This is a genomic window from Streptomyces sp. NPDC003016, from assembly GCF_053591455.1.
In genome coordinates this window covers 16,062-35,875 of the sequence record NZ_JBSFTV010000014.1, presented here as the reverse complement: position 1 = coordinate 35,875, position 19,814 = coordinate 16,062, and the positions used below count along the sequence as shown (strand labels likewise).

The 19,814-nt window shown below is 70.3% G+C and carries 16 protein-coding genes; 7 read left to right on the top strand and 9 right to left on the bottom strand.

Going from position 1 to position 19,814, the window contains the following annotated elements; translation table 11 throughout:
* The first annotated feature begins 62 nt into the window (after window positions 1-62).
* From ACWDZ4_RS14375 to ACWDZ4_RS14355, 5 genes are all read left to right on the top strand, one after another.
* On the top strand, window positions 63-734 hold the full coding sequence (locus ACWDZ4_RS14375; RefSeq protein WP_451508699.1) for a DUF3000 domain-containing protein: 672 nt from the start codon (window positions 63-65) through the stop codon (window positions 732-734).
* Window positions 735-964: 230 nt separating this feature from the next.
* A complete protein-coding gene (locus ACWDZ4_RS14370; RefSeq protein WP_450259832.1) occupies window positions 965-1,627 on the top strand; it encodes a LuxR C-terminal-related transcriptional regulator in 663 nt (220 codons plus the stop codon).
* A gap of 191 nt (window positions 1,628-1,818) precedes the next feature.
* The gene (locus ACWDZ4_RS14365) at window positions 1,819-3,099 is read left to right on the top strand and encodes an HRDC domain-containing protein (RefSeq protein WP_451508698.1); all 1,281 of its coding nucleotides are present in this window, start codon (window positions 1,819-1,821) and stop codon (window positions 3,097-3,099) included.
* Between the two features lie 197 nt (window positions 3,100-3,296).
* Window positions 3,297-4,523 carry a thiolase family protein gene (locus ACWDZ4_RS14360; protein WP_451508697.1) on the top strand — a complete coding sequence of 409 codons (1,227 nt, stop codon included), beginning with the start codon at window positions 3,297-3,299 and terminating at the stop codon, window positions 4,521-4,523.
* On the top strand, window positions 4,520-6,658 hold the full coding sequence (locus ACWDZ4_RS14355) for a 3-hydroxyacyl-CoA dehydrogenase NAD-binding domain-containing protein (RefSeq protein WP_451508696.1): 2,139 nt from the start codon (window positions 4,520-4,522) through the stop codon (window positions 6,656-6,658). Before ACWDZ4_RS14360 ends, ACWDZ4_RS14355 begins: the two co-directional genes overlap by 4 nt.
* A 75-nt stretch (window positions 6,659-6,733) precedes the next feature.
* Here the strand turns inward: ACWDZ4_RS14355 and ACWDZ4_RS14350 are convergent, their stop codons facing one another.
* Window positions 6,734-7,825 (bottom strand): hypothetical protein, encoded by a 1,092-nt coding sequence (locus ACWDZ4_RS14350; RefSeq protein ID WP_451508695.1) that lies wholly within the window; start codon window positions 7,823-7,825, stop codon window positions 6,734-6,736.
* 115 nt (window positions 7,826-7,940) lie between these two features.
* On the opposite strand from ACWDZ4_RS14350, the gene ACWDZ4_RS14345 reads away from it, so the two are divergent.
* Entirely contained in the window at window positions 7,941-8,339 is a 399-nt protein-coding gene (locus tag ACWDZ4_RS14345) for an NTP pyrophosphohydrolase (RefSeq protein WP_451508694.1), read from the top strand.
* A 204-nt stretch (window positions 8,340-8,543) separates the two neighbouring features.
* On the opposite strand, the gene ACWDZ4_RS14340 is transcribed toward ACWDZ4_RS14345, so the two are convergent.
* From ACWDZ4_RS14340 to ACWDZ4_RS14315, 6 genes are all read right to left on the bottom strand, one after another.
* The gene (locus ACWDZ4_RS14340) at window positions 8,544-10,022 is read right to left on the bottom strand and encodes an amino acid permease (RefSeq protein WP_451508811.1); all 1,479 of its coding nucleotides are present in this window, start codon (window positions 10,020-10,022) and stop codon (window positions 8,544-8,546) included.
* 282 nt (window positions 10,023-10,304) lie between these two features.
* A complete protein-coding gene (dxs, locus tag ACWDZ4_RS14335; protein ID WP_451508693.1) occupies window positions 10,305-12,218 on the bottom strand; it encodes a 1-deoxy-D-xylulose-5-phosphate synthase in 1,914 nt (637 codons plus the stop codon).
* Between the two features lie 186 nt (window positions 12,219-12,404).
* Window positions 12,405-13,700 (bottom strand): sugar ABC transporter permease, encoded by a 1,296-nt coding sequence (locus ACWDZ4_RS14330; RefSeq protein ID WP_451508692.1) that lies wholly within the window; start codon window positions 13,698-13,700, stop codon window positions 12,405-12,407.
* Window positions 13,697-14,485 carry an ATP-binding cassette domain-containing protein gene (locus ACWDZ4_RS14325; RefSeq protein WP_451508691.1) on the bottom strand — a complete coding sequence of 263 codons (789 nt, stop codon included), beginning with the start codon at window positions 14,483-14,485 and terminating at the stop codon, window positions 13,697-13,699. Before ACWDZ4_RS14325 ends, ACWDZ4_RS14330 begins: the two co-directional genes overlap by 4 nt.
* Before the next feature lie 176 nt (window positions 14,486-14,661).
* A complete protein-coding gene (locus ACWDZ4_RS14320; protein ID WP_451508690.1) occupies window positions 14,662-15,783 on the bottom strand; it encodes a sugar ABC transporter substrate-binding protein in 1,122 nt (373 codons plus the stop codon).
* Between the two features lie 121 nt (window positions 15,784-15,904).
* Window positions 15,905-17,104, bottom strand: a complete 1,200-nt coding sequence (locus ACWDZ4_RS14315) for an ROK family transcriptional regulator (RefSeq protein WP_451508689.1) — start codon at window positions 17,102-17,104, stop codon at window positions 15,905-15,907.
* A gap of 449 nt (window positions 17,105-17,553) precedes the next feature.
* Here ACWDZ4_RS14315 and ACWDZ4_RS14310 point away from each other — a divergent pair, with 449 nt between their 5' ends.
* Window positions 17,554-17,856: a hypothetical protein gene (locus ACWDZ4_RS14310; protein ID WP_451508688.1), complete on the top strand. Its 303-nt coding sequence runs from the start codon at window positions 17,554-17,556 to the stop codon at window positions 17,854-17,856.
* Between the two features lie 86 nt (window positions 17,857-17,942).
* Here ACWDZ4_RS14310 and ACWDZ4_RS14305 read toward each other — a convergent pair whose 3' ends face one another.
* Complete coding sequence (locus tag ACWDZ4_RS14305; protein ID WP_451508687.1) at window positions 17,943-18,869, bottom strand: carbohydrate ABC transporter permease; 927 nt, start codon at window positions 18,867-18,869, stop codon at window positions 17,943-17,945.
* Window positions 18,869-19,789 carry a carbohydrate ABC transporter permease gene (locus ACWDZ4_RS14300; protein ID WP_451508686.1) on the bottom strand — a complete coding sequence of 307 codons (921 nt, stop codon included), beginning with the start codon at window positions 19,787-19,789 and terminating at the stop codon, window positions 18,869-18,871. Before ACWDZ4_RS14300 ends, ACWDZ4_RS14305 begins: the two co-directional genes overlap by 1 nt.
* Window positions 19,790-19,814: the final 25 nt, after the last annotated feature.

The following is a 19,814-nucleotide window of genomic DNA, read 5'->3' as shown; positions in this document are numbered from 1 at the left end:
GGTTGTCGCGGGGCGGGTGTCCTTCCCTGCGCGAGGCGCACGTTCCGCCTACTCTTCCCCGCATGGCTCCGGCTCAGGGACGACTTTCGGATGAGGATGAAGCTGACGGCAGGGGCGGCACGGGGGGCGACTCCGTTCCGCTCGCGTTCCGTCAGGCGGTCGACGCCCTGGGCTCGGCACGCCTGCGTCCCGAACTGGAGGTGGAACCGACCCGCCCGCCCCAGCGGCTCGCGCCGTACGCGTACGCGCTGGAGGCGGCGGTCGTCCACGGCGACGAGGATCTGGCGGACGGCCGGCTCGTGCTCCTGCACGACCCGGCGGGCCACGACGCCTGGCACGGAACGTTCCGGCTGGTGACGCTCGTACGGGCGGAACTGGAACCGGAGATGGCGTCCGATCCGCTGCTTCCCGAGGTGAGCTGGTCCTGGCTGACGGGCGCCCTGGAGGCACGCGGCCTGTCGTACGCGGAGGCGAGCGGCACCGTGACGCGGGCCGGCTCGTACTACTTCGGCGGCCTGGCCGAGCGCAGGCCCGCGACGCAGATCGAGATCAGGGCGTCGTGGACGCCGCGCGAGGGGCGCGGCGGGGTGCCCGACACGGCGGCGCACCTGGCGGCCTGGTGCGACCTGCTGGCGCAGATCGCGGGGCTGCCTCCGGCGGCCCCCCAGGGGCCGGGTTCCGTGGACGCCGGCGTGGTGTCGCTGCCGCAGCGGCGGGGTCCGCAGGTGCATTAGCAGGTGACACGGGGGCGCGCCGACAGGGCGCGCCCCTTTTGCGTGCGCCGTACGGGCGATTCTCCACCCGACCGATCACGCATCCGAATTGCCCGAATTGTTACTCACCAAATCGTGATCTTTCCCTAAAGGAGAGCGGCACTGCTGCCGAAGAGGTCAATGACCCTTCAGCACGGTTCCCCGGCTACTTCCCCGAGCCGGCGAGTTCCGCCACTCCCCCAGGAGGCCTGGTGTCCGTTCTCCTCGAGCAGCCCGCAAGCCTGGTCGCCTACCGCCCTAACAAGCCGACGGCCATGGTCGTCGTGGCCGACCCGCGCGTCCGCTCCACCGTCACCCGCCATCTGTGGGCCCTTGGAGTACGTGACGTCATCGAGGCGTCGTCCATCGCGGAGGCACGTCCCCGCGTCGGCAGCCCGCGCGACATCTGCGTTGCCGACGTCCATCTGCCCGACGGTTCCGGGCTGACCCTGCTGTCCGAAACCCGCGCCGCGGGCTGGCCCAACGGGCTCGCCCTCTCCGCCGCCGACGACATCGGTGCCGTACGCAACGCCCTCGCGGGCGGCGTCAAGGGCTATGTCGTCACCGGCACGCGCAACAACATCGGGCACCCCACCCGCCCCGGCGCCGCCCCCATCGGCGCCGTGGCCGCACGCATGCAGCGCCGCCCCCCGGGTGCCCCGAGCCACCCGGGCGGCTACCGCGAGCTCTCCGGCCGCGAGGTCGAGGTGCTCAGACTGGTCGCGGAAGGCCAGTCGAACAAGGCGATCGGTGTCTCGATGGGGCTCTCCGCCCTGACGGTCAAGAGCCACCTCGCCCGCATCGCGCGCAAGCTCGGCACGGGCGACCGTGCCGGGATGGTCGCGGTGGCACTGCGCACCGGCATCATCCACTGATCGATCCACCTCCCCCGTCACATCCCCCACGCGCTCACTGGCGGAACGTTCCGCCGGTGGGCGCCCCTCATTGCGGCGCCTGGGGAGGGCACCTTCGGGGGGCATCGCGCCGGGACTGGTTCTCGCAGGTCACCCGCACTTTCATGGACGAGTGCAGGTCAGCCGTTCGCTCGTGCAGATACCCTTTACACGTGACCGACGCCCAAGAGACCGCAGCAGAGCCAGACCTGCGAAACCCCGGGGGCGCCCCCCCGGTCGACGTCGAGACGGCGCCGATTCCCCTGTTGGAGCCTCGCGAAGGCATTCCGCCGGTGGTTGCCACCCAAGAGGCGCTCGACGAAGTCGTCGCGGCTTTCGCCCGCGGCACCGGACCCGTGGCCGTCGACGCCGAGCGGGCGTCCGGATACCGGTACGGGCAGCGGGCCTACCTCGTACAGCTGCGCCGCGAAGGCGCGGGCAGCGCGCTCGTCGACCCGGTCGGCTGTCCCGACCTCTCCGCCCTGGGGGAAGCCCTCGCCGGCAGCGAGTGGATCCTCCACGCCGCCACGCAGGACCTTCCGTGCCTGCGCGAAATAGGCATGGTGCCCACCCGGCTCTTCGACACGGAGCTGGCGGGCCGGCTCGCGGGGTTCCCGCGCGTGGGTCTGGGCGCGATGGTCGAGTCGGTCCTCGGATACGCCCTGGAGAAGGGCCACTCCGCGGTCGACTGGTCCACCCGCCCGCTGCCCGAGCCCTGGCTGCGCTACGCCGCGCTCGACGTGGAGCTGCTCGTCGACCTGCGGGACGCGCTGGAGAAGGAGCTCGACCGGCAGGGGAAGCTGGAGTGGGCCCGTCAGGAGTTCGACGCCATCGCGTCGGCCCCGCCCGCACCGCCCCGCAAGGACCCGTGGCGCCGTACGTCGGGGATGCACAAGGTGCGCCGCCGACGGCAGATGGCGATCGTGCGGGAGCTGTGGAACGCCCGGGACCGGATCGCCCAGCGCCGTGACGTGTCGCCCGGCAAGGTGCTCAGCGACACCGCGATCGTCGAGGCGGCGCTGGCCGTGCCGGCGACCGTGCAGGCCCTGTCCGCGCTGCCCGGCTTCGGCCACCGCATGGGACGCCGGCAGCTGGAGCAGTGGCAGGGGATCGTCGACCGCGCCAAGGCACTGCCCGATTCGGAGCTTCCGCAGCCGGGAGCCGCGGTGACGGGCCCGCCCCCGCCGCGCTCCTGGGCGGACAAGGACCCCACGGCGGCGGCCCGGCTGTCGGCCGCGCGGGCGGCGGTCTCGGCGCTCGCCGAGGAGCTGAAGATGCCTCAGGAGAACGTGATCACCCCGGACACGGTGCGACGGGTCTGCTGGGAGCCGCCGAAGGACGCGACGCAGGACGCGGTGGCGGCTTCGCTGGCGTCGTACGGCGCGCGTCAGTGGCAGATCGAGCTGGTGGCGCCGCTGCTGACCAAGGCGCTGGCCGCGACGGCGGCCGCCTGACCGCGGGCGCCGAGACCGCTCCGCGCGCAAGCCCCCGACCGCCTGCGGCCGGGGGCTTCCCCGTGTGACCTTCGCCGCTCCCGTCGTGGGGGGTGGGCAGCTTGGTTACCCGCAAGTAGCATGGCGGTACGCAACACGCCCACGCGGCGTGCCGTGTGTGCAGCAGTGCCACCCCGCACCCTGGAGGAGAGCCAATCGTGCCTCGTACCGTCAGGGATGTCGTCTTCGTCGACGGCGTCCGCACCCCGTTCGGCAAGGCGGGCCCGAAGGGCATTTACCACGAGACCCGCGCCGACGATCTCGTCGTGAAGGCGATCCGGGAGCTGCTGCGCCGCAACCCGGCCCTCGACCCCGCGAAGATCGACGAGGTCGCCATCGCCGCGACCACGCAGATCGGTGACCAGGGCCTCACGCTCGGCCGCACCGCCGGCATCCTCGCCGGTCTGCCGCAGTCCGTCCCCGGCTACTCCATCGACCGCATGTGCGCGGGCGCGCTGACCGCCGTGACGGCGACCGCCGGCTCGATCGCCTTCGGCGCGTACGACGCCGTGATCGCCGGTGGCGTCGAGCACATGGGCCGCCACCCGATGGGCGAGGGCGTCGACCCGAACCCGCGGTTCGTGAGCGAGAAGCTGGTCGACGAGTCCGCCCTCTTCATGGGCATGACCGCCGAGAACCTGCACGACCGCTACCCGGGCATCACCAAGCAGCGCGCCGACGAGTACGCCGTGCGCTCGCAGGAGAAGGCCGCCAAGGCGTACGCCGACGGCAGGATCCAGGCCGACCTGGTACCGGTCTCGGTCCGCCGCACGAACGCCGAGGCCGGTGAGACGGGCTGGGGCCTGGTCACCGCCGACGAGCCGATGCGCCCGGGCACGACCCTGGAGTCGCTGGCGAACCTGAAGACGCCGTTCCGCGTCCACGGCAACGTCACCGCCGGTAACGCGGCCGGTCTGAACGACGGCGCCACCGCCTCGATCATCGCCTCCGAGGACTTCGCCCGCGAGAACGGCCTGCCGGTCAAGATGCGCCTCGTCTCGTACGCCTTCGCCGGCGTCGAGCCCGAGGTCATGGGCTACGGCCCGATCCCGGCCACGGAGAAGGCCCTCGCCAAGGCGGGTCTGTCCATCGAGGACATCAACCTCTTCGAGATCAACGAGGCCTTCGCGGTCCAGGTCCTCGCGTTCCTGGAGCACTACGGCATCGCCGACGACGACGCGCGCGTCAACCAGTACGGCGGCGCCATCGCCTACGGTCACCCGCTGGCCTCCTCCGGCGTGCGTCTGATGACGCAGCTGGCCCGCCAGTTCGAGGAGCAGCCGGAGGTCCGCTACGGCCTCACCACGATGTGCGTCGGCTTCGGCATGGGCGCCACCGTCATCTGGGAGAACCCGAACCACAAGGACGCCGGAGGCAGCAAGTGACCACCACCGCTGAGCTTTTGAAGGGTGCGGCCGCGCTGTTCCCGGACGAGGTCGTCACCAGCGCCCACGTACGGCACTTCGAGCTGCCCGCGGGTGCGGGCCGGTTCGCGCTGATCACGCTGGACAACGGCTTCGACCACACCAAGCCGACCACCTTCGGCCCGCAGTCGCTGGCCAACCTCGACCTGGCCATCGACCAGGTCGAGAAGGAGGCGGCCGAGGGCACGATCGTCGGCGTCGGCCTCACCGGCAAGCCGTTCATCTTCGCCGTCGGCGCCGACCTCAAGGGCGTCGAGCTGCTGAAGCGCCACGAGGACGCGCTGGCGATCGGCAAGGGCGGCCACGACGTCTTCCGCCGTCTGTCCGGACTCGCTGTCCCGACCTTCGCGTACTACAACGGCGCGGCGATGGGCGGCGGCGTCGAGGCCGGTCTGCACTGCACCTACCGCACGGTCTCGGCCGCGCTCCCCGCGTTCTCGCTGCCGGAGGTCTTCCTCGGCCTGGTGCCCGGCTGGGGCGGCTGCGCGCTGCTGCCGAACCTGATCGGCGCCGACCGGGCGGTCTCGGTCATCATCGAGAACTCGCTCAACCAGAACAAGCAGCTCAAGGGCGCCCAGGTCTACGAGCTCGGGATCGCCGACGCGATCTTCGAGGGCGCGGACTTCCTGGAGCAGTCGCTGATCTGGACCGCGTCCGTGCTGCGCGGCGAGCTCCAGGTCGTACGGCCGGAGATCGACCGCGGCGAGGCCTGGGACCAGGCCGTCGCGCGCGGCAGGGCCATCGCGGACTCCAAGGTGCACGGCGCGGCCCCGGCGGCGTACCGCGCCCTGGAGATCATCGAGGCGGCCAAGGACGGCGACCTGCGGAAGGGCTTCGACGCCGAGGACACCGCGCTCGCCGACCTGATCATGGGCGGCGAACTGCGCTCCGGCATCTACGCCTTCAACCTGGTGCAGAAGCGCGCCAAGCGGCCGGCCGGCGCTCCGGACAAGTCGCTGGCCCGCCCGGTCACCAAGGTCGGTGTCGTCGGCGCCGGCCTGATGGCCTCGCAGCTCGCCCTGCTGTTCCTGCGCCGCCTGGAGGTGCCGGTCGTCCTGACCGACATCGACCAGGAGCGCGTCGACAAGGGTGTGGGCTACGTCCACGCCGAGATCGAGAAGCTGCTCGGCAAGGGCCGCATCAACCAGGACAGGGCCAACCGTCTCAAGGGCCTGGTCTCCGGTGTGCTCGACAAGGCCGAGGGCTTCGCGGACGCGGACTTCGTCATCGAGGCCGTGTTCGAGGAGATGTCGGTCAAGCAGAAGGTGTTCGCGGAGGTGGAGGCCGTGGCCCCCGCCCACGCGATCCTGGCGACCAACACCTCGTCGCTGTCCGTCTCCGAGATGGCGTCGAAGCTGCGGCACCCCGAGCGTGTGGTCGGCTTCCACTTCTTCAACCCGGTCGCGATCCTCCCCCTCCTGGAGATCGTGCGCGGCGAGAAGACGGACGACGCGTCGCTGGCCACCGCCTTCGGCGTGGCGAAGAAGCTGAAGAAGACCGCGGTCCTCACCAAGGACGCCCCGGCGTTCGTCGTGAACCGCATCCTGACCCGCTTCATGGGCGAGATCCAGAACGTCATCGACGAGGGCACCCCGGTCGAGACGGCCGAGAAGGCCATCGAGCCGCTCGGTCTGCCGATGTCCCCGCTGGTGCTCCTCGAGCTGGTCGGCCCGGCCATCGGTCTGCACGTCTCGGAGACCCTGAACCGCGCCTTCCCGGAGCGCTTCACGGTGTCCCCGAACCTGGCGGCGGTCGTCAAGGCCGGCAAGCGCGGCTTCTACGTCTACTCCGCCGAGAACGGGTTCAAGCCCGAGCTGGACCCCGAGGTCGCCGCTCTCCTCAAGCAGGGCGACACCGTCCTGACGGAGGAGCAGGTCCGCACCCGCGTCATGGAGGCCGTGGCGCAGGAGATCGGGCTGATGCTGGAGGAGGGTGTCGTCGCCGAGGCGCAGGACATCGACCTCTGCCTGATCACGGGGGCCGGCTGGCCCTTCCACCTGGGCGGCATCACGCCGTACCTGGACCGCGAGGGCTACGCGGAGCGCGTGAACGGCAGGAAGTTCCTGCCGCAGGGCGTGGCGAGCGTCCCGGCGTAACACCGTCCGCCGTACGCGCCTGTGCCCGGCCCGCCAAGAGGCGTGCCGGGCACAGGCGTTGAGGGACGGGTGAGGTCAGACGCGGGTCCAGGCCGCCAGGGCCAGGCCCTCCTCCGGCTTCTGACGGGCCACGTGCAGCGCGCCGTCCCGGCCGATCGCCGCGAGGACGACGCGGCCCGCGCCGTCGACCGCCAGCGCCGGCGCGCCCACGCATTCCCCGCCCGTGGCGGTCCACCACACCCCGTCGCCCTCGGCCTGCGTCAGGCACGCCGCGAGCACGGGCCGGCCGTCGCTGCCGCGGTGGGCCAGGACCGTGCAGTCGTGGCCGCCGATCTCGGCGCGCAGGGCGGCGGGCGGGCTGTCCGCGGGGCTGCCGGACAGGGCGGTGGAGTCCTCGCCGGGGCGGTGGGCGGTGATGCCCTGGGAGTCGGGGTCGTTCCAGTAGTACGTGACGCGGTCGTCGGTGGTCTCCAGACCGGTGACCGTACGGACCACCGGGGACAGTGGGACGTCCTCGGCCCGTGTCAGCCCGCCCCCGGGCTTCTCCTGCGTCCAGCGCAGCACCCCGGCCTCCGCCGGGACGAGGACCTCCACCGTGCCGGACGCCGTGGCCACCGCGACCGGACCGTCGTGGGCCTTGCTGCCGCGCAGGTCCTTCCAGCCTTCCCACGTGCCGTTCGCGGCCTGACGGCGCATCTGGAGGCCGCGCCCGGCGTTGCGTACGAAGACGTGGACCGAGCCGGCCGTGTTGACGGCGGCGGCCGGGATGCCGATCCTGAGACCGCGTCCGGCCGCCTGGTACGGGTTGCCGAGGGAGTGCCAGGCGGTCAGCGGGCGGCCGGTCTGATACTGGATGGCGTGCACGATGTCCACCGCCCCGGCCTTCTGGCGCCGGCCGACGAAGTGCACATAGCCGTCGGGTCCCTGGGCGAGGACGATGTCCTCGATGCCGGGCGCCGGGAAGAACCGCGGGCCCTCCCACCCGGGGCCGCCCGGAGCCGTCTCCGTCCAGCGCAGCAGCCCGCCGTCGGTGGGGGCGTAGGCGGTGAGCCGGCCGTCCCTGCCGCGCAGAAGCCACCGGCTCGTCCCCGGCCCGGTCGCGAGCGGGGGACGGCCGGACGGGGAGGAGGAAATCGGCTCGGCCTTACGCGCGCTCCGCGGCCTCATGGCGTCACGCCAACCTTCTGTGCATCGGCTCTTCGGTTCTCCGTGGTATCGAACAAGCATAGCGTTTTGCCTGATGACGCTGGTTCGTCCAGCATGCTCGTGCTAAGAGAACGGTATGAGAACCCTGGTCGTCGTGGACGCTGCCAATGTCGTCGGATCCGTCCCCGACGGCTGGTGGCGCGACCGCCACGGGGCCGCCGAGCGCCTGCGCGACCGCCTCCGGGTGTACGCCGACGAGGGCCTCCCGGGCCACCCCGGCCCGCTCTCCGTGGTCCTCGTGGTCGAGGGCGCCGCCCGTGGCGTCACCTCCGTGCCCGGCGTACGGGTCGAGGCGGCGCCCGGCAGCGGCGACGACCGGATCGTCGAGGTGGTCGCGGAGGAGACGGGCAAGGGGGCGGCCGTCCTCGTCGTCACCGCCGACCGGGAGCTCAGGCAGCGCGTGGAGGCGCATGGCGCACGGTGCGCGGGGCCGCGCACCGTGCGGCCCCGGCCGGGCGGCTCGGACGGGCCGTAGGGAGCGGCGGCCGGATGTCTTGCGCGAGAAGGCGGTCCGTTCCGGCGTGGTCACGCGCGGGAGCGAGGCCGTCGGCCGCGTGCGCACGCGCGCCGGGCCGTCCGGCTCCGCGGCCCCCGCCGGAGCGGGGCGTACGGAGCCGGAGCGGGCCGGGGACAGAACCGCGTCCGCCGGAGGCAGCGGCCCCGTACCCGGTGCCCGTACCTAGTACTTGGCGCCGTCGCCGAGGCGGCCGAGGCGGCTGTGGCCGCGGCCGTACGCGAAGTACAGCACGTAGCCCAGCGCCATCCAGATGGCGAACCGCAGCCAGGTCTCGGCCGGCAGATTGAGCATCAGCCAGAGGGAGGCGGCCACCGAGAGGATCGGGACGAGCGGCACCAGCGGCGTACGGAAGGCGCGGGGCAGGTCGGGCCGGGTCCGGCGCAGGACGATCACGCCGAGGGCGACGACGACGAACGCGAAGAGCGTGCCGATGTTCACCAGCGTCGCGAGCTCTTCGAGGCTGGTGAACCCCGCGATGATCGCGATGAGCACACCGAGCAGGATGGTCGGGCGGTACGGGGTGCGGAACTTCGGGTGCGTGACGGAGAAGAAGCGCGGGAGCAGCCCGTCGCGGCTCATCGCGAAGAACACCCGGGTCTGGCCGAGCAGCAGGATCATGCAGACCGTGGTGAGGCCGACCGCGGCGCCGAAGCTGATGACACCGGCGTAGAAGGGGTGCCCGGTGGCCTTGAACGCGTCGGCGAGCGGGGCGCTCACCGACAGTTCGCCGTAGTGCTGCATGCCGGTGACCACGAGCGACACGGCGACGTACAGCACGGTGCAGATGAGGAGCGAGCCGAGGATGCCGCGCGGCATGTCGCGCTGCGGGAGCTTGGTCTCCTCGGCGGCGGTGGCCACGACGTCGAAGCCGATGAAGGCGAAGAAGACGACCGAGGCGGCGGTGAAGATGCCCATGACGCCGAAGTTGGTGGGCGCGTAACCGAAGATCAGCTGGACCAGGGGGGCGTCCATGCCCGATCCGGCGGGCTGCTGCACGGGGTCGGGGACGAAGGGCGAGTAGTTGTCGGCCTTGATGAAGAACGAGCCCGCGACGATCACGATCAGCACCACGGTCACCTTGATGGCGACCACCAGCGCGGTGACCCGTGCGGAGAGCTTCACGCCGACCACCAGGATGACCGTGAGCAGCAGGACCAGGACGAACGCCAGCAGGTCGAAGCCGAACCCGTCCGCCGCTTCGGGCCCGGAGAGCACTTCGGGCATGCTCCAGCCGATGTTGTCCATCAGCGAGCGGACGTAGCCCGACCAGCCGACGGCCACCACCGCCGTGCCCAGGGCGAATTCGAGGACCAGGTCCCAGCCGATGGTCCAGGCGACCAGCTCGCCGAGTGAGGCGTACGAGAAGGTGTACGCGGAACCGGCCACCGGGACGGTGGAGGCGAACTCGGCGTAACAGAGTGCGGCGAGCGCGCAGACGATGCCGGCGGCGACGAAGGCGAGGGCGGTCGCGGGGCCCGCCGTCTCCTTGGCCACCTTGCCCGTGAGGACGAAGATGCCGGTGCCGATGATGACACCGACTCCGAAGACCGTCAGGTCCAGCGCGGAGAGGGACTTCTTGAGCTCGTGCTCCGGCTCCTCCGTGTCGCGGATCGACTGTTCGACCGTCTTGGTGCGGAACATGCCGCCTTTGACCGGCCCTGGGTCGTGCTGCGTACTCACCGGCGTACCTCCGACTGTCGGCTGTCGCCCAACCTTGAAGTGAGCGAGTTTCAGTCATGATCGTGAGTGAACCGGTCACTTCCCACGAGGACCGCCGCCCTCTTTCACCCGATGGGAGGCACGGACCGGTATGCGTACCGGTCCTGCGAGTTGACCCTTTCGGCCGACCGAAACGCGAGAGGCCCGCCCCGAGCTTCTGCTCGGGGCGGGCCTCCTGTCCGTACGGGACGCGTCCGGGACGCGTCAGTCGCGCGCGGCCTCGGCCGGCGCGGCCTCCAGACGGCCGTCCAGCCTGGCCACCAGACCCGTCACCTGGCGGGCGATGTCCGGGGCCGTCAGACCGATCTCGGCCATGACCTCCTTGCGGGAGGCGTGGTCGAGGAAGCGCGGCGGGATGCCGAAGTCGCGCAGCGGTACGTCGACGCCCGCGTCCCGCAGCGCCTGGGCGATCGCGGAGCCGACACCGCCGGCGCGGCTGTTGTCCTCGACGGTGACGACGACGCGGTGCTGCTCGGCGAGCGGCGCGAGCGCCTCGTCGACCGGCTTGACCCAGCGCGGGTCGACGACGGTCGTGGTGATGCCCTGCCGGTCGAGGAGGTCGGCGATCTCCAGGCACATCGGCGCGAGCGCGCCCACGGAGACGAGCAGGACGTCCGCGGCGCCTTCGACGGGCCTGCGCAGGATGTCCATGGCGCCGGCCTTGCCCACGGCCTTGACCGCGGGGCCGACCGCGCCCTTGGAGAAGCGGACGACGGTGGGCGCGTCGTCGACCTCGACGGCCTCGCGCAGCTGGGCGCGGACCTGGTCCGCGTCGCGCGGGGCGGCGATCCGCAGTGTCGGGACGCACTGGAGGATCGACATGTCCCACATGCCGTTGTGCGAGGCGCCGTCGGTGCCGGTGACGCCCGCCCGGTCCAGGACGAAGGTGACGCCGCACTGGTGCAGGGCGACGTCCATCAGGACCTGGTCGAAGGCCCGGTTGAGGAAGGTCGCGTACACGGCGAAGACGGGGTGCAGGCCGCCGGTGGCCAGGCCCGCCGCGGAGACCGCGCCGTGCTGCTCGGCGATCCCGACGTCGTACACCCGGCCCGGGAACGCCTTCGCGAACCTGTCGAGGCCGACCGGCTGGAGCATCGCGGCGGTGATCGCGACGATGTCCTCGCGCTCCTTGCCGAGCTTGACCATCTCCTCGCCGAACACCGAGGTCCAGTCGACGCCCGAGGAGGCGATCGGCAGGCCCGTGTCGGGGTGGATCTTGCCGACGGCGTGGAAGCGGTCCGCCTCGTCGGCGAGGGCCGGCTGGTAGCCGCGGCCCTTCTCGGTGAGGCAGTGCACGATGACGGGGCCGCCGAAGCGCTTGGCGCGCTGGAGCGCGGACTCCAGGGCCTCGATGTCGTGGCCGTCGATCGGGCCGACGTACTTCAGACCGAGGTCCTCGAACATGCCCTGCGGGGCGATGAAGTCCTTGAGGCCCTTCTTCGCGCCGTGCAGGGTCTCGTAGAGCGGGCGGCCGACGACCGGCGTGCGCTCCAGGATGTCCTTGCCGCGGGCGAGGAAGCGCTCGTAGCCGTCGGTGGTGCGCAGGGTCGCGAGGTGGTTCGCGAGGCCGCCGATGGTCGGGGCGTACGAACGTTCGTTGTCGTTGACGACGATCACGAGCGGGCGGTCCTTGGCGACGGCGATGTTGTTCAGCGCCTCCCAGGCCATGCCGCCGGTGAGCGCGCCGTCACCGATGACGGCGACGACGCGGTCGTCCTTCTTCAGGACCTCGTTGGCCTTGGCGAGACCGTCGGCCCAGCCCAGGACGGTCGAGGCGTGCGAGTTCTCGATCACGTCGTGCTCGGACTCGGCGCGCGAGGGGTAGCCGGACAGGCCGCCCTTCATCTTCAGCTTCGAGAAGTCCTGGCGGCCGGTGAGCAGCTTGTGGACGTAACTCTGGTGTCCGGTGTCGAAGAGGATCTTGTCCTTCGGCGACTCGAAGACACGGTGGAGAGCGATCGTCAGCTCGACCACACCGAGGTTGGGCCCCAGGTGTCCGCCGGTCTTCGAGACCTCGTCGACGAGAAATGTCCGGATCTCGGCGGCCAGCCGGTCCAGCTGCTCCGGGGTGAGCCGGTCCAGATCGCGCGGTCCCGTGATGCGGGTCAGCAGCGCCACCCGTGCCTCCTTGCAGTTGAACTGTCTGCTTGCCGGTCTGTCGAGTCTAATGTTCCGCCCGCGACTGTAGTCATCGGGCGGCGGGTTCCGCGCCACGCGTCGGCCGGGGCCCGAGCCGGGGCCGGGCGTACGCGCAGGCGTGCCCGGCACCGGGGTCCGGTGCCGGGCACGCCTGAGGTGAAGCGGTCAGGCGCGGCCCGCCGTCTTCTGGGTCTTGCGGGTGACGGAGTCGATCACGACGGTCGCCAGCAGGACACCACCGGTGATCATGTACTGGATCGGGGTGGCGATGCCCTCGAGGGCCAGGCCGTACTGGATCGAGGTGATCACCATGACGCCGAGGAGCGCGTTCCAGGTGCGGCCGCGGCCGCCGAAGAGGCTGGTGCCGCCGATGACGGCCGCCGCGATGACGTTCATCAGCAGGTCGCCGGCGCCGGCGCTCTGGTTGGCCGCGGCGATCTTGGAGGCCCAGAACAGGCCGCCGACGGCCGCGAACGTACCGGCGATGGCGAAGACCGAGATCCGGACCGCCGTGACGTTGATGCCGGCCCGCCGGGACGCCTCGACGCTGCCGCCCAGTGCGAAGACCTTGCGGCCGTAGGTGGTGCGGCGGAGTACGAAGTCGGACGCCACCAGCACCAGGAGGAAGAACAGCACCGCGAGCGGCAGGCCCTTGTACTGGTTGAAGGTGGCCGCGGCGGCGAAGGCCAGGACGGCGAGCAGCGCCGTGCGCAGGACGATCTCGCTGAGCGGCCGGGACGGGACGCCCGCGGCCTCGCGGCGGCGGCTGTCGGTGAAGGAGGAGAGGAAGAAGGCGGCGACGGCGACCACGGCGAGGCCGTAGGCGGCGGCGACGTCCGAGAAGTAGTACGTCGTGAGCCGGCCGACCAGGCCCTCGGAGTCCAGGTTGATCGTGCCGTTGCTGCCGAGCAGCTGGAGCATGAAGCCCTGCCAGAACAGCAGGCCGGACAGGGTGACGGCGAAGGCGGGGGCGCCGATCCGGGCGAAGAAGAAGCCGTGGATCGCGCCGATGAGGGCGCCGCCGACGATCGCGGCGACGATCGCGAGCCATTCGTTGATGCCGTTGGTGACGCTGAGTACGGCGACGATGGCGCCCGAGACGCCGCTGACCGAGCCGACGGAGAGGTCGATCTCGCCGAGCAGCAGCACGAAGATGATGCCGACGGCCATCATGCCGGTGGCGACCATGGAGACGGCGATGTTGCTGAGGTTGCCCGCGGACAGGAAGTTCGAGTTCAGGCCCTGGAAGATCGCCCAGATGACGATCAGGCCGATGACGACGGGTATGGAGCCCAGGTCGCCGGCGCGCATCTTGCGCTTGAACTCGGAGAGGTAGCCGGCGAAGCCCTGCTCGCGCACGAGCAGGCGCGGGTCGACGGCCGTGACGGCGGCGGGGGCGGGCGCCGGCGCGTCGACCGGTGCTGACTCCTCGACGGGCGTGGAGGTCTTGTCGGTGCTCACTTCTGGACCTCCGCGTTGCGCGCCGCACGGCGGGTCACGGCGTTCTCCGTGGCACCGGTGATGGCTGAAATGATCTCTTCCTGCGAGGTGGACGCGACGTCGAAGACGCCGTTGTTGCGACCCAGCCTCAGGACCGCCACCTTGTCCGCGACGGCCTTGACGTCCGCCATGTTGTGGCTGATGAGGATGACCGCGTGGCCACGGTCGCGCAGCCGCTCGACGAGGTCGAGGACCTGCGCGGTCTGCTCGACACCGAGGGCCGCGGTCGGCTCGTCGAGGATGACGAGCCTGGGCTCGCCGAGCATGGAGCGGGCGATGGCCACGGTCTGGCGCTGACCGCCGGAGAGCGAGGCGATCGGGATGCGCACGCTCGGGATGCGGATGGACAGCGTGGTGAGGAGCTCGCGGGCGCGGCGCTCCATCTCGACCTCGTCGAGGACGCCGCGCCTGCGGAGCTCCCGGCCGAGGTAGAGGTTGCCCACGACGTCGATGTTGTCGCACAGCGCGAGGTCCTGGTAGACGGTCGCGATGCCGAGGCTCTGGGCGTCGTGGGGCTTGTTGATCTGTACGGCGCTGCCTTCCCACTCGATGACACCGTCATCGATGGGGTGCACGCCGGCGATCGTCTTGACCAGCGTGGACTTTCCGGCGCCGTTGTCGCCCACCAGGGCGACCACTTCACCGGCGTGGACCTCAAGCTCTACGTCGGTGAGCGCCTGGACGGCACCGAACCGCTTGGAGACCCCTCGCAACGCCAGCACGGGCGTAGCGGACACGTGAACCATCTCCTTCGCCGCCTGACCGGCGGGGATGCCGCGCCGGGGGAAAGCGGCGCGGAGGTCGAGCAGGAAAGTGGGGGGTGCGGGGTGTTCCGTCCGGTGCCCGGCCCGAGCTGCGGGGCTGTGGAGGGCGGGGCACCGGACAGGCTTCAGCCGCGGGGAAATCCCGTGGGAGCGGGGACTTACTTCAGCCCGAGCTTGTCGCAGGCGGCCTTGTACTTGGGGGTGCAGATCTCGGCGACCGTGTAGACGCCGTCCTTGAGGACGGTGTCCTTGATGTTGTCCTTGGTCAGCGAGACGACCGGCACGAGCACGGTCGGGACGTCCTTGGCGGTGGCGTTGGCCACGGTGTCCTTGGCGATGGAGTCGAGCTTCTCGCCCTTGGCGAGCGCGACGGCCATCTCGGCGGCGGCGGCCGCCTCCGGGGCGTACGGCTTGTAGACGCTCATGAACTGCTCACCGGCGACGATGCGCTGCACACCGGCGAGTTCGGCGTCCTGGCCGGTGACCGGCGGGAGCTTGGCGAGGCCGGCGCCCTTGAGGGCGGTGATGATGCCGCCCGCCATGCCGTCGTTGGCGGAGTAGACGCCATCGATCTTGTCCTTGCCGAGGGCGGAGAGCGCGCCTTCCATGTTGGCGTTGGCGTTCTCCGGCTTCCACTCCTTGGTGTCGTACGACTTGCCGATCTTGACCTTGCCCTCGAGCTCGGCCAGCGCGCCCTTCTTGAAGAGCTTGGCGTTCGGGTCGGTGATGGCACCGTTCATCATGACGATCTGGGCGTCCTCGGCCTTGTCGCCCAGCGCCTCGATCAGGGCCTTGCCCTGGACGTGGCCGACCTCTTCGTTGTCGAAGGAGGTGTACGCGTCGATCGGGCCCTCGGCGAGGCGGTCGAAGGCGACGACCGGGATGCCCTGGTCCTTGGCCTTCTTCACGCCGTTGGCGACCGCCTTGGCGTCCACCGCGTCCAGGATCAGCACGTCGACCTTGTTGGTGATCATCGTGTCGATCTGCTGCGTCTGGACGGTGGCGTCCTGCTTGGCGTTGGCGTAGACGACCTCGCCCTTGCCACCGGTCAGCTCGCTGACCTTCTTCTCGATCAGCGGCTTGTCGAACTTCTCGTAACGAGCGGTCTGATTCTCCGGAAGCAGCAGACCTATCTTGAGGGCGTCGGTCTTCTTGCCCTCCGGCTCCTTGGCTCCCCCCGAGGCGTTCCCGGACTCCTTGGCGCTGCCACAGGCGGCGAGGGAAACAGCCATCGCGGTGGCGGCCACGGCCACGGCGGCACGACGCATCTGTGTGTTCACTTCAGAAACCTCCCTGACGAGGCCGCGTCGTTGCGGCCGAGGTGGCTGGAAGTCAACTCCGCCCCGATGACAGCGTCAAGGAGTAAATCCTTAACGAGATGACAACGGTGCCATTCGTTATCTAAGTGAAGGCAGGGGCACTCGCAGGCAGGGCGCTGTCCAGAAGGGACGAATCGCCCATTTCATTGAGTACGAGCGCGAGCGCGCCCAGGACCTCGGACCGTCCGCCGAGCGCCCCCGGAAGCACCGAGAGCTGCCTGGCCGCACTCGGGATCGCGTACCGCGAGACCGAGTCGCGGATCGGCCCGAGCACCAGCTCACCGGCTTCCGCGAGGTCCCCGCCCAGGACCACCCGGCTGGGATTGAGCAGGTTGCAGAGGTTGGCGACCCCGCTGCCGATGTGGCGGCCGACGTCCCCGATCACCCGGCGGCAGCCCGGATCGCCCTCGCGCGCGAGCCGGACCACGCGCTCCATGGTCAGGTCGGCGCCGTGGCTGGACTGCAGCAGCGGCAGGACGTACCGGGCGGCCGTGAAGGTCTCCAGGCAGCCGCGGTTGCCGCAGCGGCAGACCGGGCCCGACTCGTCGAGCGTGATGTGCCCGATCTCGCCGGCCGTGCCGCCGGGCCCCCGGTAGATCTGGCCACTGATCACCAGACCGGCGCCGACACCGCTCGCGACCTTGATGTACGCCAGGTCCTTGACCCCGCGCCCGCTCCCCCAGACCAGCTCGCCGAGCGCGCCGAGGTTGGCGTCGTTGTCGACGTACACGGGCACGCCGAGGCGCCCGGCCAGCTCCTTGCTCGGGTTGATGCCCTTCCAGCCCGGCAGGATGGACGTCGAGCCGAGCGTGCCGGACTCCACGTCGATCGGGCCCGGTACGCCCAGGCCGACGCCGATCACCTTGTCCTGGCTGAGACCGCTCGCCGCGATCAGCCGCTTGACCAGCTGTTCCGCCCGGTCGAAGCCCTCGGCGGCCGAACCGTCGACGTCCAGCGGCTCGGCTTCCTCGGCGAGCACCTGGTGGGCGAGGTTGCCGACGGCGACGCGCAGGTGCGTATGGCCGAAATCGACGCCGATGACGATGCCGGCGTCGCCGCTGAGCGAGACGCTGCGCGCCCGGCGGCCGCCCGCGGAGGTCGGGGTGACCTCGACGGTCCCGCCGTCCTTCAGCTCGCGGACGATATTGGACACCGTGGCTGCGGAGAGCCCTGTGCTCCTGGCGATCTCTGCCTGGGTGAGCGAACCCGCCATGCGCACGGCGCGTACGACCCGTTCCAGATTGGCCCGGTGCAGTGACGTCTGCGACCCCGGAGTCTCCATTGACTCTCCTCTTTCTCCAACATGTGAACTCTAAGATGAGCCTTTCGGGTTGCCCCCCGTCAAGACCTGAGGGCCACGGGGCTCGGCCGGCCGCCGTGCCGCGCGCCGCCGGGGCGGGACGGGGCCGCGGGACCGGGTCGTCGGAGCTGAGGGGCGGAACGGAGTGGCGGACCGGGTGGGCGAATTCCTCTGCTCCCCTGCCGCCGAGTGGTCCGATCCACAGGATCGGTAACGCACCGAAGTGCCCCGTGTCATTCCAGTAACCGCATGAATGGACAAGGGGACTGACGTGAAGACCTGGCATTCGGGCTCGATCTGAAAAAGCTCTGCACGGTGGCCGCATCCACCGTTCCGCTCTCCGCCGCACTCGTCGCGGGACCGCGACACCGGCTGCGGCGCACACGCTGACCGAGGCGGCCCGTGCGGGCTGCGCATGGCCGTCGGGGACCATGTCCACCCTGGACTCGAGGACCATCCTCAACCCGGCGGGTGCCGAGAACGGCACGGTCTACCTGCTGTGGAGCGGGACGTACGGCGAGAACTGCGTGGTCACCCCGACGACGGCCGGGCACGGCATCAGCCAGTCCATGTCGGCCCGGCTCGGCGTCCAGGGCGTCGGCAGCTACACGGACTCGGGCACCTGCTCGCACTTCGCCGCGGTCTCCAGGAACGCCGCCGGGAAGTGCGTCAATTCCAGCGGTTCGATTTCAGGCAGTTCCGCCGGCCGGGACAGCTACGGAAATTGCGGCTGAGCAGCTGAGGTATCCGCCGAAAACGAATGCCCCGGCAGAAACCTGCCGGGGCATTCGCCGTGCCGGGAGAACCGGACCGGCCCGTATTACTTGAGCGCTCCCGCGGTCAGGCCCGAGACGACCTGGCGCTGGAAGATGATGTACGCCGCCAGGACCGGCAGCATCGCGATCACCAGACCGGCGAAGAGGCCGGAGTAGTCGCCCTTGTACCCCTGGCTGGTGGAGAGCTCGACCAGGCCCTGGGCGAGCACGCGCTTGTCCGGGTCGGTGTTGAGCACCGTCGGCAGCATGTACTGGTTCCACTGCCCCAGGAAGTTGAAGATGCCGACACTGATCAGGCCCGGCCTGGCCATCGGCAGCATGACCTGGAAGAACGTCCGGGTGTGCGAGGCCCCGTCGATGATCGCCGCTTCCGCGATGGACGTCGGCAGCGTACGGAAGAACGAGGTCAGGAAGAACACGGTGAACGGCAGCGAGTACGCGATGTAGACCAGGATCAGGCCGTGCATCGTGTTCAGCAGCCCCATGTTGTCCAGGACGTAGAACAGCGGCACCAGCGCCAGCATGACCGGGAAGCTCATGCCGCCGACGAACAGGAAGTAGATGAAGCGGTTGCCGGGGAACTCGAAGCGCGCGAGCACATAGGCGGCCATCGAACCGAGCACCAGGGTGCCGACGAGCGACCCTCCCACCACCACGACGGTGTTGAGGAAGTACTCACTCATGTGCGCCTGGGTCCAGGCCCTCCCCCAGCTGTCGAAGTCCAGGGAGTCGGGGAGCGACCACGGAGTGTTGAAGATGTCCGCGTCGCTCTTGAAGGAGGACATCACGGCCCACAGCAGGGGCAGGATGACCATGAAGGCCCAGAGGACCAGCATCCCGTGCGAGAAGGCGTTGAGGACCTTGCCCTCGCCGCTCTTCGCCGGGGCCGCGCCGGCGGGCCGGCCGGTGGTGCGCCGCTCCGGCACGCTCGCGTCGTCGAGGCCGGTGGGAGGGGTGTCAGTGGTCTTCATCAGAACTCCAGCCGCTCGCGCCGGCCCAGCCGCATCACGACGGCCGCGAAGGCCAGCGTCACGAGGAGCAGGGCGACACCGATCGTGGTCGCGTAGCCCGCCTGTCCGTCGCGGAACGCCGTCTGGTAGACGTACAGCGGCAGGACGGTCGTCGAGTAGTCGGGCCCGCCGGGGCCGACGCTCATGATGTGCACGATGGCGAAGCCTTCGGCGCCCAGCGCCAGGATGCCCATGTAGACCCAGCCGGACTGCACCGTGTCCCAGAGCAGCGGCAGCGTGATCCTGAAGAAGGTCGTGATCCGGCTGGCGCCGTCCAGCAGCGCCGCCTCGTAGAAGTCCTTCGGGATGGAGGCCATGCCGGCGGAGAACAGCACCACGAAGAAGCCGGTCGTGCACCAGACGAGGACCGCCATGATGCACCACAGGGCCAGTTGCGGATCGCCCAGCCAGTCCGGGACGTCCTGGAAGCCGAGCCCCTTGAGCGACTCGTTGATCATGCCCTGGGCCGGGTCGAAGGCGAACTGGAACAGGATGGCCACGATCGCGATCGAGAGCACCTGCGGGAAGAAATAGGCGATTTTGTAGAACGCCGAACCGCGGACGCCCGCGATGGCGGCGCCCTTGCGGCGCCGCCCGCCGACATTGAGCATGAAGGCGAAGAAGAGCGCGAGGCCCAGCGTCACCAGCGGCAGCACGATCGCGAGCAGGACGCTGTGCTGCAGGGATTTCCAGAAGATGTCGTCGTCGAGCATCTTGCTGTAGTTGTCGAAGCCGACCATTTCGAAGTCCGGGCTCAGGCCGGTCCAGTCCGTGAACGAGTAGTAGACGGACTGGATGAACGGCCAGATGACGAAGACGACGTACAACGTCATGGGAACCGCCAGGAACCCGGCTATGAACCGGTACTTACCGTGTTGCATCGTTGCCGACTCCGACCTTCCTGCG